Annotated in this window: 15 protein-coding genes and 4 pseudogenes; 6 read left to right on the plus strand and 13 right to left on the minus strand. The window is 69.8% G+C overall.

Annotation, left to right across the window (positions count from 1 at the left end; genetic code table 11):
- Positions 1–91 precede the first annotated feature (91 nt).
- From GGE06_RS09835 to GGE06_RS09845, 3 genes are all read left to right on the plus strand, one after another.
- Positions 92–970 carry a radical SAM/SPASM domain-containing protein gene (locus tag GGE06_RS09835; RefSeq protein ID WP_116156887.1) on the plus strand — a complete coding sequence of 293 codons (879 nt, stop codon included), beginning with the start codon at positions 92–94 and terminating at the stop codon, positions 968–970.
- Positions 971–1,062: 92 nt separating this feature from the next.
- On the plus strand, positions 1,063–2,241 hold the full coding sequence (locus GGE06_RS09840) for a methyltransferase domain-containing protein (protein ID WP_184930556.1): 1,179 nt from the start codon (positions 1,063–1,065) through the stop codon (positions 2,239–2,241).
- Positions 2,242–2,354: 113 nt separating this feature from the next.
- Positions 2,355–2,660 carry a MazG nucleotide pyrophosphohydrolase domain-containing protein gene (locus GGE06_RS09845; protein ID WP_246532397.1) on the plus strand — a complete coding sequence of 102 codons (306 nt, stop codon included), beginning with the start codon at positions 2,355–2,357 and terminating at the stop codon, positions 2,658–2,660.
- An 89-nt stretch (positions 2,661–2,749) separates the two neighbouring features.
- On the opposite strand, the gene GGE06_RS09850 is transcribed toward GGE06_RS09845, so the two are convergent.
- From GGE06_RS09850 to GGE06_RS44240, 12 genes and pseudogenes are all read right to left on the minus strand, one after another.
- Complete coding sequence (locus GGE06_RS09850) at positions 2,750–3,553, minus strand: hypothetical protein (protein WP_184930557.1); 804 nt, start codon at positions 3,551–3,553, stop codon at positions 2,750–2,752.
- A 311-nt stretch (positions 3,554–3,864) separates the two neighbouring features.
- Entirely contained in the window at positions 3,865–4,167 is a 303-nt protein-coding gene (locus tag GGE06_RS09855; RefSeq protein ID WP_184930558.1) for a hypothetical protein, read from the minus strand.
- A 743-nt stretch (positions 4,168–4,910) separates the two neighbouring features.
- Positions 4,911–5,615 carry an HAD family hydrolase gene (locus GGE06_RS09860; RefSeq protein WP_184930559.1) on the minus strand — a complete coding sequence of 235 codons (705 nt, stop codon included), beginning with the start codon at positions 5,613–5,615 and terminating at the stop codon, positions 4,911–4,913.
- Between the two features lie 25 nt (positions 5,616–5,640).
- The gene (locus GGE06_RS09865) at positions 5,641–6,693 is read right to left on the minus strand and encodes an NUDIX hydrolase (RefSeq protein ID WP_184930560.1); all 1,053 of its coding nucleotides are present in this window, start codon (positions 6,691–6,693) and stop codon (positions 5,641–5,643) included.
- Between the two features lie 85 nt (positions 6,694–6,778).
- Positions 6,779–7,270, minus strand: coding sequence for a PIG-L deacetylase family protein (locus tag GGE06_RS09870; protein WP_312883077.1), 492 nt, complete (start codon positions 7,268–7,270; stop codon positions 6,779–6,781).
- On the minus strand, positions 7,222–8,724 hold the full coding sequence (locus tag GGE06_RS43660) for a glycosyltransferase family 2 protein (protein ID WP_312883087.1): 1,503 nt from the start codon (positions 8,722–8,724) through the stop codon (positions 7,222–7,224). Before GGE06_RS43660 ends, GGE06_RS09870 begins: the two co-directional genes overlap by 49 nt.
- 160 nt (positions 8,725–8,884) lie before the next feature.
- Positions 8,885–9,163 (minus strand): annotated as a pseudogene (locus tag GGE06_RS43665) (NUDIX hydrolase); the annotation flags it as partial.
- Between the two features lie 66 nt (positions 9,164–9,229).
- Positions 9,230–9,733, minus strand: a complete 504-nt coding sequence (locus GGE06_RS09880; protein WP_184930561.1) for an NUDIX domain-containing protein — start codon at positions 9,731–9,733, stop codon at positions 9,230–9,232.
- Positions 9,730–10,239 (minus strand): GNAT family N-acetyltransferase, encoded by a 510-nt coding sequence (locus GGE06_RS09885; RefSeq protein ID WP_184930562.1) that lies wholly within the window; start codon positions 10,237–10,239, stop codon positions 9,730–9,732. The genes GGE06_RS09880 and GGE06_RS09885 overlap by 4 nt, the downstream gene beginning before the upstream one ends.
- A complete protein-coding gene (locus GGE06_RS42410; protein ID WP_312883078.1) occupies positions 10,236–11,012 on the minus strand; it encodes a phosphotransferase family protein in 777 nt (258 codons plus the stop codon). The genes GGE06_RS09885 and GGE06_RS42410 overlap by 4 nt, the downstream gene beginning before the upstream one ends.
- A 338-nt stretch (positions 11,013–11,350) precedes the next feature.
- Positions 11,351–11,719: pseudogene (locus GGE06_RS42415) on the minus strand (NUDIX domain-containing protein); the annotation flags it as partial.
- Between the two features lie 289 nt (positions 11,720–12,008).
- Positions 12,009–12,191, minus strand: a pseudogene (locus GGE06_RS44240) (IS110 family transposase); the annotation flags it as partial.
- A 230-nt stretch (positions 12,192–12,421) separates the two neighbouring features.
- Here GGE06_RS44240 and GGE06_RS09900 point away from each other — a divergent pair.
- Together GGE06_RS09900 and GGE06_RS09905 are read left to right on the plus strand one after the other, a co-directional pair.
- Positions 12,422–13,418 (plus strand): annotated as a pseudogene (locus GGE06_RS09900) (IS256 family transposase); the annotation flags it as partial.
- Between the two features lie 34 nt (positions 13,419–13,452).
- Positions 13,453–13,773: a hypothetical protein gene (locus GGE06_RS09905; RefSeq protein WP_246532399.1), complete on the plus strand. Its 321-nt coding sequence runs from the start codon at positions 13,453–13,455 to the stop codon at positions 13,771–13,773.
- A gap of 371 nt (positions 13,774–14,144) precedes the next feature.
- Here the strand turns inward: GGE06_RS09905 and GGE06_RS09910 are convergent, their stop codons facing one another.
- Positions 14,145–14,633 (minus strand): hypothetical protein, encoded by a 489-nt coding sequence (locus tag GGE06_RS09910; RefSeq protein ID WP_220378507.1) that lies wholly within the window; start codon positions 14,631–14,633, stop codon positions 14,145–14,147.
- A 68-nt stretch (positions 14,634–14,701) separates the two neighbouring features.
- Here GGE06_RS09910 and GGE06_RS09915 point away from each other — a divergent pair, with 68 nt between their 5' ends.
- Positions 14,702–15,460, plus strand: coding sequence for a hypothetical protein (locus tag GGE06_RS09915; protein ID WP_246532400.1), 759 nt, complete (start codon positions 14,702–14,704; stop codon positions 15,458–15,460).
- Positions 15,461–15,484 lie beyond the last annotated feature (24 nt).

Genomic DNA, 15,484 nt, shown 5'->3' on the forward strand with positions numbered 1-15,484 from the left:
GGCCCGGCCCGCGCCGCAGGCTGAGGCCGAGCCGCCCGCCAAATCGCATAGTTCGCATACGGGTTGACGGCCCGCGACCTACGATCGCGTTATGACAATCGCCCCGGCGGAACCCACCACGCTGTGGTACCTGGCCCTGGAGATCACCGAGCGCTGTCAGTTCACCTGCCCGTCCGTGTGCTACGCCGAGTCCGGCCCGTCACGGAGTCATAGCTCGATGAGCGAGGAGAACTGGCTGCGGATCATCGACGAGGCCGTCTCCCTCGGCACCGAAGAGATCCAGCTCATCGGCGGCGAGCCGACCCTGCACCCCGGATTCGACAGGATCACCCAGTACGCCCTGGCCGCCGGCCTGCGCGTCCGTGTCTACACCAACCTGTTCCGGGTGCGCGATGAGCACTGGGCCCTCTTCCGTCATCCGGGCGTCCGCCTGGCGACGACGTACCACAGCACGGACGCCGAGGAGCACGACAGACTGACCGGCCGGACCGGATCGCACAAGGCCACGCGCGCCAACATCATCAAGGCCGTCGAGCGCGGCATTCCGCTGCGGGTCGCCATTCTCGACGCGGGCGATGGCGAACGTGCCGCACGGGCCCGCGCGGAGATGTACGCCCTGAAGGTGACGGACATCCACGTCGGCGAGGTTCGCGCGGTCGGCAACGCCGGTCCCGCGATCCCCTCCACCTCGGCGCTGTGCGGACGGTGCGGAGACCGACGTGCCACGGTCCTGCCCAACGGCGATGTGTCGGTGTGCGAGATCGGGAGGTTCCTGACCGCGGGCAACGTGCGGCGCGGGAGCCTGAGGTCGGTCCTGGCCAGCGACCAGTGGGCCGAGGCGACCGCGAGCGTCCCCCGCAGGCCGGACGTCCGGGCCTGTGGCCCCGACTGCGAGCCCGCCAGTTCCGATTCCTGCGCCCCCTCGAAGGGCAACCCGTGCGGCCCGGTGAGCTTCATCCCCGCCTCCTGACCCACGCGCGGCCAGAGACTGTGCAGCACCTCGCCGGCGGCCGTACCCCGGTCGCCCGGCCCCACCCCGCTTCCATCGAATGGAGCTCTTCCATGGCCCAGACGTCGCCCGCCTGGCAGGATTACGCCGCCAGGATGGCCGACGGGATCGTGCGCCCCGAGTCCCGCTGGCACCGGCCGCTGGCCCGCACACCCCGGCACCTGTTCGTGCCCCGGTGGTGGGAATCGGGCGAGCGTGACGGCGCCTGGGCCTATGAACTCTGCGACGGCGCCGGTGATACCGGCAGGTGGATGGACATCGCCTACGACGGCGGCCTCAGCGTGATCACGCGCGTCGGCCCGCTCCACGCCGACCTTGCCGCGCCTGGCGCCGTGGTCCCGGAGACGCGGCCCACGTCGTCGTCCACCCTGCCCCGGCTCGTCACGCAGATGTACCAGCACGCGTTCATCGCCGACGACTCCCGCACCCTGGTGACCTGCGGCAGCGGATACGGCACGGCCCTGGCATGCCGGCGCCTGGGCGATCAGCTGGTCACGAGTGTGGACGTGGACCCGTACCTGATCGAGGTGGCACGAGAGCGCCTGGCCGCGATCGGACACCAGCCGCGGCTGGAGGTGTGCGACCTGACCGGCGAGCTGCCCGGCGGCTACGACCGGATCGTCTCCACCGTTGCGGTACCCGCCATCCCCGCGTCCTGGCTCAAGGCGCTCGCCCCTGGTGGCCGGATGGTGACCACCCTGTCCCGGACCGGCCTGCTCGTCGTCGCGGACAAGACTCCCGATGGGGGCGCCGTCGGAAGGGTCGCACCTGAGGCGGCCGGGTTCATGAACACCCGCCACGGCGACGACTACCCCCTTGCTCCCGACGACACCGGCCTGTGGCACACCGCCCGGACCGCCGAGGGCGAGAGCGTCACCACCGGCCTCTACCCGGTGATGCGGGTCAACAGCACGTGGGACGTCCGCTCCACCCTCGAACTCATCGCCCCTGGCATCAAGCACCGCATGGAGACGGCCGAGGACGGCTCCCGCACCGCCTACATGCTGCACGACGACGGCTCCTGGGCCCGCGCCACAGCACCAGGCGCGCGCGAACTCCCCACCGTTCACCAGGGCGGGCCCCGCCGCCTGTGGGAGGAGTTGGATCGCATCCGGACCTGGCTCGTGATCGACGGCGACCTGCCCATCTCGGGAGCGGCGGTACGCATCGACCCGGACGGCACCTGCCACTTCGAGCGCAGCGGCTGGACGGCCACCATCAACGCGAAGTGAGCAGCCTTGGAGGAGGACCGGCCCACTCCGGACCTCTCTGGGGATGCCGGTTCTCGCGGGAGCGCCTGAGACGGGGGAAAACGATGGACCTTGCCGAGTCGAGCCAGCGGGCCATGCGCGTTCACGAGCTGTACGACAGGCTGAACGAGCATCAACGGGGCCGGACCTGGACCCGTGAGGAGTTCATGCTCGGCTTCATGGGCGACGTCGGCGACCTCGCCAAGCTCGTCATGGGCGCGGAGGGCGCCCGGACGATGCGCGGAGGGAAGGCCGCCCTGGAGCACGAGCTCGCGGACTGTCTGTGGTCCGTGATCGTCCTCGCCAGGCTCTACGAGATCGACCTTGAGGAGGCGTTCCGGCGCACCATGACGGAGCTGGAGCAGATGATCATTTCCAAGCTCCCCGACGAGGAAGGGTAGTTGCTTGATCCAGCAGTCGGCGAGCGGACGGACGACCGCGTAGCCCAGGCGCTGGTGTGCACAGGACTGACTGCTCCGAGACCGGAGGGTCACTCCCTGGGCCGGCAGCCGGTCAGCTCCTTCCACGCCCGGCGCTCCTCTCTCCACCTCTTCTCGGCACGGTCAAGCCTCTCGTCCGCGCGCTGGGCCTCCAACAGTTCCTGCTCGGCCTCGTCCGCCTTTCGCAGTTCCTCTTCCGCGCGCGCGTTGATCTGTTCGATCTGTGCTTGGAGGGTCGCGATCCTTTCCTCCCGGCGTACCAGGTCTTGCCTCGCGGGGAGGGTCTGGTTGCGGATCCGCTCCTCGAAACGGTGGACTTCCCTCTCGTCGTACTGGCCGTGGGGGTACTCGGCCGACCGCCACATGCCGTCGGCGTCCATGACCTCGACGTAGGTGCACTGTCCGCCGAGCTTGAGGGAGACCTCGATCCGGGCCAGCCGAAGGATCTTCTCGACTTCGGTCGTCGCCTCCTGCTCCTCGCGGCTCTCCTTCACAGCGAGGAAGACGAGAGCGTGCTCGTGCAGGCGAAGTGCTCCCAGCCGGCCGACGACCTCGCCTTCCTCTTCCCGCCCGAGACGGCTGATCTCAGCCTCCCGCTTGCCCACCTCCCGGTTGCGGGCGCCGAGGATCTCCTTCCGGCGCCTGGCAGGGCCGGAAGCCTCTTCGGCGCGGTTTTCCCTGACGCGTCTCAACTGCTCCCGTGCAGCCTTCAACGCCTGCCTGTGCGGTGCGTACTCGGGCCTGAACGCGAACTTCAACTCGGTCAGCCGGCACGGATAGAGCGTGAGCCAGTACAATGCGTACCCAGCTCCCAGGACCGTGGCGGCCAGGAGACCGCCCACCAGGTTGCTCAATCTCGTTTCTCCTCCCTATCGATGCTCTGCGACGGCCCGCCGGTGCGGGCCGGGGGGCCGATGGCGTCCTTGGCGTGTTCGGGGCGGACCGGCCCGGCTGCCTGCTGCGCGGGTCGCGGACGGCGGCCAGGCGATAGGCGGCTCCGCTCAAACCCCTGGCGGTGTTGCCTCCGTGAGCGGACTCACCAGGCCTTCTTGCCGGCGGGGAGGCCCCGTCACTGTCCCTGGCGGCCAGTGACTGGGCGCGGCCGTAGGTGACGGACACGTGCTTGGGCGCCGAGGCGACGAGATCGAGCAGACCACCGGGCACGTCAGGGCCGCCGGCGTCGGCAGCGGGGGGAGGAGATGTCGTCCAGGAGGGTGTCGAGGAGGCGGGCCAGGGTCCTGCTGCCGGTGCCCGAGTGGCCGTAGTCGATGCCGTAATCGGACCGCTTGGGAGCGAGCCACAGGGACTGGTCCTCGGTGCGGTTCCAGCAGACGTCCCGGCTGAGGGTGACTTCGGCGAGGAGGGAGTGGCTCGGCAGGCGCTGCAGCGCAGGGCGGGAGAATCCCGCCACACGGTGGGCCAGGACGTCGCGGCGTTCGGTGATGGCAGGCCGGCCCGCGCGGCGCACGACCTCGTCCGGTTCCTCGGGTGCGGGCCGGTGCAGTCGGACCGGTACGGCGCAGGCCGGCCGAGGACCGCCTCCAGCCGGGACCAGGTCGTGTCGTACTGCGTGCCGGAGCCGTCGACGTCCAGGACGTGGAGCTCGGGGACGTAGGGATGCTGCACCTGGGTGCTCGTCTGCGCGACGACCACGCACGCGCACCGGCCCGCCAGCTGCGGACCGTGAGCCCTCCGCAGAGCCCTGAGCACCAGGGCCGGCGACGCGTTGCCGTCGACCATCGAGTGCACCAGGCCCGGCGCGCCGTGGCTGGTTTCCCAGCGAAGGATCGCGTAGGGGTCGACGAACTCGGTCTGGTCGAATGTGGCCCTTCCTGCCACTTGCTGAAGCCATCGCTCCGTGCTCTCGGCGTGGGCATTCGGCGCGCCACCAGTGGAGAACTCCATGCCGTCCTTCCAGCGCCAGGACGGTCGGCGCGGCTCTGAGCGGCATCGACCGCAGACCGGGGCCCACGCCCCTTTCTCACCTTGTCCGCACGAAGCCGTGGGCGCCGACCAACCAGCGGAATCTGTCACGGAGTTGGCGTGATTGCGCTGCCCCGGCCCTGGTCGAGCAGAGGTACCGGGCCGTGCTTGAGGTACTGCCTCGGCGTTCGCGCGCGGCTTGCCCTTCGAGATCTCGGCAAGGCTGACGGGCCGGCCGAGGCGTTCGCCAGCGCAGCGGCGATGCACGCGGGCCCCGGGGCAGGGGAGTCATCCCCCTCCGGGTCCAGTCGATGACACTCGTATGGGTGTACGTGAACTCCTGCCCGGCGGCTCTGGATCTGTCCGGGCCAGGAGCCAGGTGCAGGCTCCCACGATGGTGTCGGCGATGTGTCGAGGGCGCGGGCCTCCGGGGTGAGTGCGTCCATGGGAGATCCAGAGGGTGCGTAATCCGGCGTCGTTTCCTCCCGCGACATCGGCTTCGAGCGAGTCGCCGACGACCCATGCTTCTTCCGTGGTGGCGCCGAGCCGGGCGAGAGCGGCATGGAAGAGAGCAGGATCGGGCTTGCGGACCCCGTGGTCGGAGGAGATCACGACCGTCGGCAGCAGGTCGGTGAGGCGTGCGGAGGCGAGCTTGGCGTGCTGGGCCTCGTGATCACCGTTGGTGACCACGGCGAGCTGCCAGCCGCGGGCGACCAGAGCGTGGACCGCGGTGTTCACCGCGGGGCGGTACGGGACGAGCTGGGGCGTGCGGCGGCGAAACGCGGCGTAGTGCTCCTCGACGGTGCCGGGCACGTCGTGACGGGCTTTGACGAGGGCGAAGAACTCGCGGCGGCGCCCGGAGTGCGTGGCATCCGCCTCGTGAAGCCAGTTCTCGGGGATGGCATGGGTGGCGGAGAACTCCTTGGCCCAGGCGGTGAAGGCGGCTGCGCGGTCGGTGAGGGTGTCGTCCAGGTCGAGCAGGGCGGTGGGCATGGTGAAGTCCGTCCAGGGCCGTGGCTCACCAGGTGCGGGGGCCGACGAGTTCGGTGATGGGCCGATGGGCAGCCCGGGGGATGCGCAGCAGGGCGCGGGCCCGGTGGACGGCCATGAGCTGGTCGGCCGCGGCCGGGCCCCAGTCGAACAGCTCCACCGCCTGCTCGGGGGTGGCCAGGACGCGGATGTGCGTGCGGCCGGTGGCCGGGTCGACGGGCGGCGCGCCGATGCGTTCGAGCGCCGCGGCGTAGCGCACGCGCGCGCAGGGCTCATCGGGATCAGACAGGTACCCGAGATACACGGCGCCGGTCAGTTCGGCCGCGGCCTCTTCCCGGGTTTCACGCACGAGCGTGGCCTCGGGATCACCGTCGCCCTCGGGTTCCGGGGTGCCGCCGGGCAGACAGGCCGCTCCTGTATCGGGTTCGAGGAGCACGAGGACACGGCCGTCGGGGGCGAAGGCCCACGCCCAGGACTGGCGAACCGTGAGGCCGTCGGGAACGGGGCGGGGATGGAAGGGGAAATGGTGACGTGCCCGGCCGGTGCGCAGGACGCCTACCCGGTCCAGGACGCTTGGCGAGAGCGGGACGCCGTCCTCCAGGAGGACGACGCCTGCGCCGTCGATCCGGGCGCGGAGCGCGGACAGGGCACGGCGGGCGTCGCCCGGAGACATGAGGGCGGGCAGATCGGCCGGTTCGACGAACTCGACCGCCTGGATCTCGTCGGCCGGCAGACGGATCGCGGCGATCTGGTCTTCGCTCCAGACGCCGCCGTCGAAGACGTGCAGAATCTCGCCGGGAAAGCACATCTCCTCGGGTGCCTGGACGGCATCAGCGGAGACCCAGTCGACTGCGAGACCCCGGCGGATGGTGGCGGTGGCGTCGAGTTCCTCCTTCAGCTCGCGCGAAGCGGCCTGGGCGGCGGTCTCGCCCTTGTCGACGGCGCCTCCCGGCAGGAGCCGGAAAGGCCGGTAGCCCACCTTCTGGACCAGGACCTTGCCCTGCTCGTTCGTGATCAGCACGGAGGTGCCGGCCCACAGGGCCGCCGAGGCACGCAGCGCCCCGTACTCTTCGTCGGTCATCTCCGCCGCAGGCGGCTGGTCTTCGGCGCGTGTCGTCATCGTTTCTCCGATCAGAGAGGGGCGTGTCGAGGAGCGGAAAGGCGGGTCAGGCCGTGAGCCGGTCCATGGTGGCCGGCGCGGCCCCGAAACCGATCCGGGTGAACTGCTCGAAGCAGATGGTCCGGTGGCGGTCGGCTTCGGGCAGACGGGCAAGGATGCCGGGCAGAGGTCGCTCGCGGGCGACCTCACCGCGGTGTGCGCTCACAGCCTTCCGCTTGGCGGCTGCCCACGGCGTGACGTCGACGCGCACGGTCACGTACGCGTCCTCGACCGCGAGGACGCTCTTGCCCACTCGTTCCATCAGCGGACCGAGCAGGCCCACACCCGACCTGGAGTGGGTGGCCGCGTACAGGTCGGACACCCGCCACGGAGGCCCCACTTTGGGATACAGGCAAGCGTGACCCGCGGCTTCGACGGCGAGCAGGGTGACCTGGTGCGTCCGGACACGGTCGGGATGGCCCGTCAACTGGCCGACGGCATCATGTGTCACTACGGCGATCGGCTTGAAGGCATGCAGGTGAGCGACGAGACGGCCCACGACTTCGTCGAGGGGCGCGTCGATGAGACGGGGGCGGCCGGGAGCCGCTTCGGGATTTCGGGCGTCACCGTAGCCGAGCAGCCGCGGGGCGCCGGCGCCCAGGACGGCAAGGGCGTCAGCGAGTTCGGGCGCGCGTCGGCTGTCCGGTGCCCAGATGGCGGTGACGACGGCGGTATCCGCGCCAGCGGCGTGGTCGCATCGCCCGGCCCCGTCGGCCGAGGCTGCACCCAGGAGGCTTCGGGATGCTGCTCGGACTCGGCAACAAGCCGGGCCAGGACGTCGGTGCGGGGGAAGCCGGCGTCGTTGTCGAGGAAGAACGGCCATTCGGCCGGGTCGCCTGCCTTGCGGAGCGCGTCGGCGCTGGCATTGCGGCCGCCGGGGATACCGATGTTCTCGGGCAGGGACACGGTGAGCGCAGTAGGTGGCACGACTTCGGGGCGGCACCCGTTGCCGACCACGACCACCCGGACATCGGCATCGCTCGGCGCGAGGAGCGTCGCCTGCGCGGCAGCCTCCTCGTCCGGTCGGTCGTTCGAGGTCAGAACGACGACGTAGACGTGTGGGTGGGGCACGGGTTCCTCCAGGTCGCTGAGGGCCGGTCTGGTCAGGGTGAGGGGACGGGGACGCCGGTGAGGTGCCTCGGCCCGGCGGGCGACGAGCGGGGCGAGGTGGGGATGGACGCCCCGGGCACAGGCCTGAAGGAGCTGCCCGAGGGCGACAAGCTCCCCGTCCCGGCCGGCGGGAGCGTCGAGGACGTCCGCGAACTCACGCCGTACGCGCGCGGCGACCGCCGGAACCGTCAGGGAGTAGGCGTGCAGGAGGCCCGGGTCGTAACCGACCGGCATGCGGCCCCATCCTTCCCAGTCAAAGATGATCAGGGTGGGGGCGGCGAGGTTGGCCCAGTGCAGGTCCGCGTGCCCGGTGGTGTGGCCGCTGATCTGCGGCGGGTCGATGCCCAGGAAGGTGCGGAAGTTGCGGTCGATCCACGCCTGCCGGACGGCCTCACGGTCGGTCGGCACTGCGGCGAGCGCGTGCGTTGCCGCGCGCAGGTCTCGCCACCAGGAGTCCGGCAGCCCGGGGTCGCGGTCGAGCACGGGGCTGCCGGCGACGACGGCCGGTGTGGTGATGAGCTCGGTGAGCTCGGCCCGGTAGGAGTAGGGACCGCCCGTCCAGTCCAGAAAGTTCCGCAGTCGGGGTCGTGGCACGGACCGGGGGACCGCCGTGTCTGCCAGGGCGGTGCCCTCCCACAGCCGTCCGCCGGCCTTCTCGGACGGCGCGGAGACGACCCGCAGCCAGCTTGTCCCGGCGCGGCGTCCAAGCGTGCGGCCCTGCCAGCCCCATACCTCCGGCCCGACCGGTGTGACCTGCAGGCCGCGAGCCGCGGTGGTCAGTGCACGGCGCATCCGTGCGGCGTCCTCCGTAGCCTCCGGCGCCGTGAACACCTTTGCGCTCATGGTCGGTTCCTCGATTCACGTCGTGCTGTCCAACGGGTCCGGGCAGGGAGGTGTCACGGCTGCCGGCCGGCACTTCGGGCGAACACCGGCCGTGCGGACTCTTGCGGGAATCTGTGTCAGAACAGGCAACGTGCGCGTCCTCGACCCTCGCGACAAGCCCGCTCTCTTCACGGAGCTCGCGGACCGCGGCCGCCTCGAAAGACTCCGAGCCGTTCGTCTTCCCGCCCGGGAGTTCCAGGTGACCGCGCCGAGACGAGCCCGGCAGCACGCGTCCGGTCTCGTCCGCGACCACCGCGCATGCCGCAGTCGGCGTCCAGCGCCCGGCCGCCGTCCGGGCCGGGGCACGCCGGGTCAGCAGCTCCCGCTCGTCGTCGCTGAGCAGCCGGAACCCCTTCCCGTCGGTATGGTGCTCTTCCCACTGGGACCGCACGACATACATCCGTCATCTCCTCGCGCGGCGAGGTAAGTTGTTCTGGCGCGGGGGCGGTGGGTGTCAGCCCTTCGGTCAGCCATCCCAGTCCCAGGTGTCGTAGTAGCCCGCCACTCCTGTGCGGCGGGCTTCCATGACGGCGGTCAGCCGGGCGAAGTCCCGCTCCGGCATCAGTCCCCGCCAGTCCTCAAGTGGCAGAACCCGGACCTCGTCGTGTTCTTCGGGCGCCAGGGTGATGTTCGTGAGCTGCTGTTCCGTGAGCCGGCCGCCGTCGAAGACCAGGCCTGAGGTCGCGAACGGCCATGCCGTGCCGGGGAGTCCGAAGATCGCCGCCAGCAGCTTCGGTGGGCCGGGCACCACGAGCCCGGTTTCCTCGGCGGTCTCGCGGGCGGCCGTGTCCCACGGCCGCTCGCCCGGCTCTGCCGTACCGCCCGGCCATTGCCAGGGATGCTCCGCGCTGTAGACGGCGTGCAGGTGCACCGGCCGGTCGTACGCGTCGGTGAAGAACACGCTGCCGAACACAGTGGCCTTCGGCAGCGTCGTCGCGTACTCCTCGGGAGGCAGCCACGTCGAGCTCATGACCTTCCCTCCCCGGGCGTGGGGGAGAGCCGGGTCATCCGCATCAGGGCCGGCTCGGTGGCGAACCCGAACTCCCCGTACAGCGGGGCCGCCTCCTTGCTCGCGTGCAGCTCGAAAAGGGTGACCCCGTCCCGCGCCAAGTGGTCCAGCAGCGCGGCCACCGCCGCCCTGGCGAACCCACGGCGACGGTACGCGGGGTCGGTGGCGACGATGTGGATGCGCGCGGCCAGGCCCTGGGGGTAGCGCGGGGCCGGCAGGACGGGGTGGATGAGGCCGAGGGCGCAGGCAGCGAGCCCACCGGTCGGTGCGTCGACGACGTAGGCGCGGGCGTCGCCCGCGGGGCCGAGCCGTCCGGCGAGGTGATCGCGTGTCCTGTCGAGCCACTCCTTGTCGAGGGGTTCGGACAGGACGAAGGCCGAACGCAGTCGGCTGATTTCGGCGGCATCGTCCGGCTTGGCCGGCCGCACGACAGGATCCGCGGCGGGTGAAACGGTGTTGGGCGTCATGATGGGTTGCCTCCAGCGGGCGGTGTCGGGGCAGGGCAGAGCGTGCCGGCGCGGCTGCGGGCGAGGATGCGGCGACCGCGCTCCACCAGCTCGGGATCGCCGTGGGCGGTGCCGTAGCCGATGCCGGACACGGCGTCCAGGACCGCCTCCGTCGCTAGATGTGCCTGTTCGAGCGCGGTAAAGAGCCGGCCGTACCCGTCGAAGAAGGCCCGGCGGAGGTCCTCTCGGCCGTCGAAGTGGTCAGGGAGGCGGACAAGGTCCCGCACCACGGGCTGCGGTGCGGAGCGCTCGAAGTCCACGACTCGAAGGCTTCCGCCGGCCGCAAGCAGGATGTTCCGAATCTGGAAGTCCCCATGGGTCACCACCAGCGGCAGCGGCTCCAGAACGACGGCCTGTTCCACGACCGCCCGCACGTGCTCCTCATCACCGGGAGCCAGATGAGGCCGGGCCGCCTCCAGGTGCCGGTCCACCTTCGCGTACCGGTCCGCGCGGGTCACCGGGGCGACGGCCGTAGGGGAGGGAGAAGGAGGGCCGGCGTGAATCCGGCCCGCGAGCACGCCGAGCGACCGGAAAACGGCCTCCTCCTCGGCGCCGGTCAGGACCGCGCCGTGCAGGGGACGTCCCTCGACGGCGGTCACCACGACCGCCAGGAGCGCGGGGTCGGCGGCAACCAGGCGGGGCCCAGCGCCGCCCAAACCCGGGACCCATGTACGCAGTGCGGTCGTCTCCCGAGCGTGGAATTTGACGTTCTGGTGCACCTTGACGAACCACACCCCACCGCCGGCGCCGGTGACCCGCCACACCTGGCTGGTGCCCGGGCCCAAGAGGCGTCGGACCAACGGGTGATCCGGCCGACCGACCCTTCAGCGAAGTCCCGCACCTCCTGGGCAGGCTGCGGCCCGTCGGACCCAGGCGCGGGTAAGAGGCGCAGTCGGTCGACGGCCGGGTCGTAGCCGATCGGGCCGCCGGGCTCCTGGAAGTGCAGCGCCATCCTCGCGCCGGCCCGGTACGCGTCCAGCCCGGCCCGGCAGTAGGCCACCATCGGCACCCGCAAGGAATCGAACCCGAACCACTCCATCCGGTCACAGACCACCGGCTCCATGACCTCCGGCACCCCGGACCAGGAACGGACCTCGCAGAACACGCCGATCCGCGCGTCTCCGGCAGGCGCGCGGTGATGCACGGTGACCGCGGCGCACACGTCGTCCGGATCCACGACAAGGCCCGTCTCCTCGCGGGTCTCGCGGACGAGCGCGGTGACGGCGTCCTCGAAAGGCCCGTCGAGATGCCCAGAGGGAAGATGCCAATGCCCCGCGGCGTAGACGGAGCCGGCACGGTGCGACAGCAGCACCTCCGGACCCGTCTCCCCCCCCCGTCGCGGACGGCGACCAGGTGGACATCGACCGGCACCGTGTACCGCTCGCCGCCGGTCAACGGGCACCTCCCGGACGGCGCGCAAGCAGCACGTCGAACACGGCATCCTCGATGAGGACGCCGTCCGTGGCGTGCTGCTCCAGCAGCGCCGGCGCCTCGGACTCGAACCGGGTGTGCCGGTCCTTGAAGAGATCGGCGCGGGCGAAGCTGGTGCTGCGCAGATAGGCGACCACGCCGGTCGGCGTCCAGGTGCGGCGGACCGGGGAACGGCGCTTGGTGATGTCGCTGAAGGCCGACTCGGCGAGGTCGTCCTCGTAGGAACGCTTCGGTCCGCTGTACATGCCCGTGGTGCCGGCTCGGCGGTCGGCACCGAGGTAGGACTGGATCAGGCGCTTCAGGTCCGCTGCCCAGGTCACCGTGCCACCGTCAGCCAAGTCCAGGACGCCACTGAGCAGTTTCAACAGCTCGTCCTCACTGTTCGCCACTCGGCGCGAGAGCAGCTTGACGCCGTCCATGTCGATCACGGTGCAGTGGTGTTCCTCCTTGCCCGCGTCCGTTCCCGCCCACGGTTCGGGCACGAGAGCCTCCTTCGTCGTTCTCCTGTTCCGTCCCAGCAGACGACCTCGCTGTCACGTCCATACGAGCGATTCGATGCGCGCATCCCAATCAGCAGCCGAGTCGTCGCGGAGCAATGCTCGGAACCTGTGGATCGATGCCGGGAGGAACGCGGAGGGCGTACCTTCCCGATGATCCCTTGAAGGTCTCCGAGTAGGCCCGCGTTCGCAGCGCGGGTCGGGAAGGCACGCCCGTGCTGAGCGTAGTGAACGCCGACGGCAGTATCGCGTCCGGCTCCCTGATCGACGAGATCGTCCGCGAGGGCGCCCGCCGGATGCTGGCCGCCGCGCTGGAGGCGGAAGTCAACCGGTACATAGCCGAGTTAGCTGCCGAGACCGACGAGCGCGGACGGCGCCTGGTCGTACGCAACGGCCACCACCGGCCCCGGACAGTCGTCACCGCGGCCGGGCCGGTCGAGGTCACCGCGCCGCGCGTCAACGACCGCCGCGTCGACGAGGCTACCGGCGAGCGCAAGCGGTTCTCCTCCAAGATCCTTGCGCCGTGGTGCCGCAAGTCACCGAAGCTCTCTGAGGTGCTGCCGCTGCTCTACCTGCACGGACTGTCGTCCGGAGACTTCGTGCCCGCGCTGGAGCAGTTCCTCGGCGGCACGGCCGGACTGTCGGCCGCGACGGTGACCCGGCTGACGAAGCAATGGAGCGACGACCGTGCCGCCTTCCAGGACCGGGACCTGTCCGACCGCGACTTCGTCTACGTATGGGCCGACGGGGTCCACCCGAAGGTGCGGCTCGGCCAGGCGCACTCGTGCGTGCTGGTCCTCCTCGGCGTCCGCCTGGACGGCACCAAGGAGCTGATCGCGCTGGCCGAGGGACTGCGGGAGTCCACCGAGTCGTGGGCCGACCTGCTGCGCGACTGCCGCCGCCGCGGCATGCGCGACCCCGAACTCGTCATCGGCGACGGCGCGATGGGCCTGTGGAAAGCCTTGATCGAGGTGTTCCCGACCGCTCGGCACCAGCGCTGCTGGGTCCATAAAGCCCGTAATGTGACGAACTGTCTTCCGAAAGCTCCGGACCAAGGTCACCCGAGGCGCCGGCAGCCCGGCCGCGGCCCTGGCCATGGTGTTCAAGCTCGTCGAATCCGCCCAGGCCCGCTGGCGGGCGATCGCCGGAGCCCACCTGGTCCCACTCGTCCGGGCCGGGACCCGGTTCGAGAACGGCCTGCTGGTCGAACGCACCGAAAGCCATGCGGCCTGAGGAGAATGCCCAGATGACCGTCTCCGACACCTACGGCACGAACTTCTACATGACCAAGGAGTTGGCCAGCCTGCTCGCCGACCGACTCGACGTGACCTTCACCGAACACGAGAGCGACTACCTCGGCGTCTACTTCCTGGCCACCCTCGCCGACACGACCCGCCTCCAGATCCAGCCGAACGCCATTCCCGGAGACGACGGGGAAGACGATCTCTACGACGACGAGCACCCCGACGTGTCGGTACTCCTGCTCATCACCTCGCCGGCCGCCGCCGAGCCTCTCAACGACAAACTCTCGACGGTCGGAGGACTCACCAGGCTCCGATCAACTTGAAGCTGAGCAACTGCCGATCCACAAGTCTTGACTATTGCTCCGTTAGCGGTGAGTGGCGAGCCGCTGACCTGCGAGGGCGCCAGGCCCGAGGCCGCTTCGGTGTCGGTACGTCGGGAGGGAAGAGGTAGGGGTGGGCCGTGTGACGTCGTCCTCCAGCCGGATAGCTCCTGAGCCCGTACGCCGACACCAGGACACTAGTGCCGCATCAGGCAACGTTCGCCCTCGCCAGGGTGTTGAGCGACGTTCTGTATCAACAGCAACGAGAGGCTTGGCGACACTCACGGTGGAGACGTTCAGGCGAGGTCTCTGATGCCTCGGACGACTTCGTGCGCGACGACATGGTGAACATGTAGAGCGGCTCGCGACAGCGACTACGCGTCGGGGCGTGCCCAGCGCTTGATGATGTGCGGCTGGGAGTACGGGGCCGGCCAGGCTTGCAGTCGGATCTCCTCGGTGTCCTCCGGCTCGTCCTCGCCATCGGGGTCAGGGAAAGCGGCGGCAGCGAGGTTCCGTCGAGAAGCGCGGATGCGGGTCCAGCCGGTGGGCATGTCGAAGCGTGCCGCATCGGGGAGGTAGTCGGTGCAGCCCAGCACGACCAGCCGTCCCGAGACCAGATTGAGGCTTGCTTCGACAACATGGTCGAAGTCGTCGCGGTCGTCGTCCGGCTGCTGCGCGAGGAGGTGGACGCTGACTGCCACGGTCATGTTGACGTCAGTGCCGATGGCCAGGGCATCTTCAGTGACGCCGAGCCCGTCCCGGACGGCTTGTTCGGTCCACACCTCGCTCAGGTCACCCTCGGACTCGTCGCCCAGGAGGTGGATCTGGAAGTAGTCCGCGAAGAGCTCAAGGTCTGTCACCACGAGGCCATCATCGTTGCTGCTCAGGGAGGGCAGAGCGGCGGGGTGGGGGAGTGTCAGTAGGCAGTGCGATGCTGACGCCGACAACTCCGCTCACGGTGATCAATGGGGGACCGATGCTTGGTGAACGATCAGGGTCTGACTTGTCCTCGGTCGGCTTCGACTCTGCTTGGTGTGCCACCGACCTGGGTGAATACCGCCCCTGCCGCTACACCTATGAGTACTACCCCTACGAAAGCCTGCCGCCTCTCGACTCCACCGAGTTCACGGGCGCCTTTCAACGGCTCGGTGGTACCGGCGAACCTGTTCCCGAACAGGTCACAGTGCTCAATCGCTTGGCAGAGAGCCTGGCGGCCAAGGGCTTGACGCTGCCTCGGGACTTCGTCACCTTCCAGGCCGACTCGAAGCTGCACTGCTCGCTGGATGAGGTCTCGGTGACGTGCTGCTGGACCGATATCTCAGAGCCCCTGCCCAGTCCGGTCGAGCCTGATGCCTTCCTTGTGCGATTCCTGCGGGATCAACAGGACTGCGTCATCTGGTACCTCTACCTCCGTCCGTCGGGTGAGGCCTTCGTGGTGCACTCCTATCTCGACTACGAATACGAGTACGAGGCGCGGCGCGACGGGGAAGAGACGGAGACCAATCTCGACGATCCGGAGGAGCAAAGGGCCGCAATCCTCTGGTGTGCATCTTCGTTCGAGGAGTTCGCCCATCGGTTCTGGATCGAGAACCGTCTCTGGCATGCCCTCAACGGCAATGACTTGTCCGGACTCGAGCCTCAGGTACGTGACTACTTGCGCCACTATGCGCCGCCTGGGATACCCGCATGATCGTGCACTGAACGAGATCATGTG

Source organism: Streptomyces nymphaeiformis, from assembly GCF_014203895.1.
Classification (GTDB): domain Bacteria; phylum Actinomycetota; class Actinomycetes; order Streptomycetales; family Streptomycetaceae; genus Streptomyces; species Streptomyces nymphaeiformis.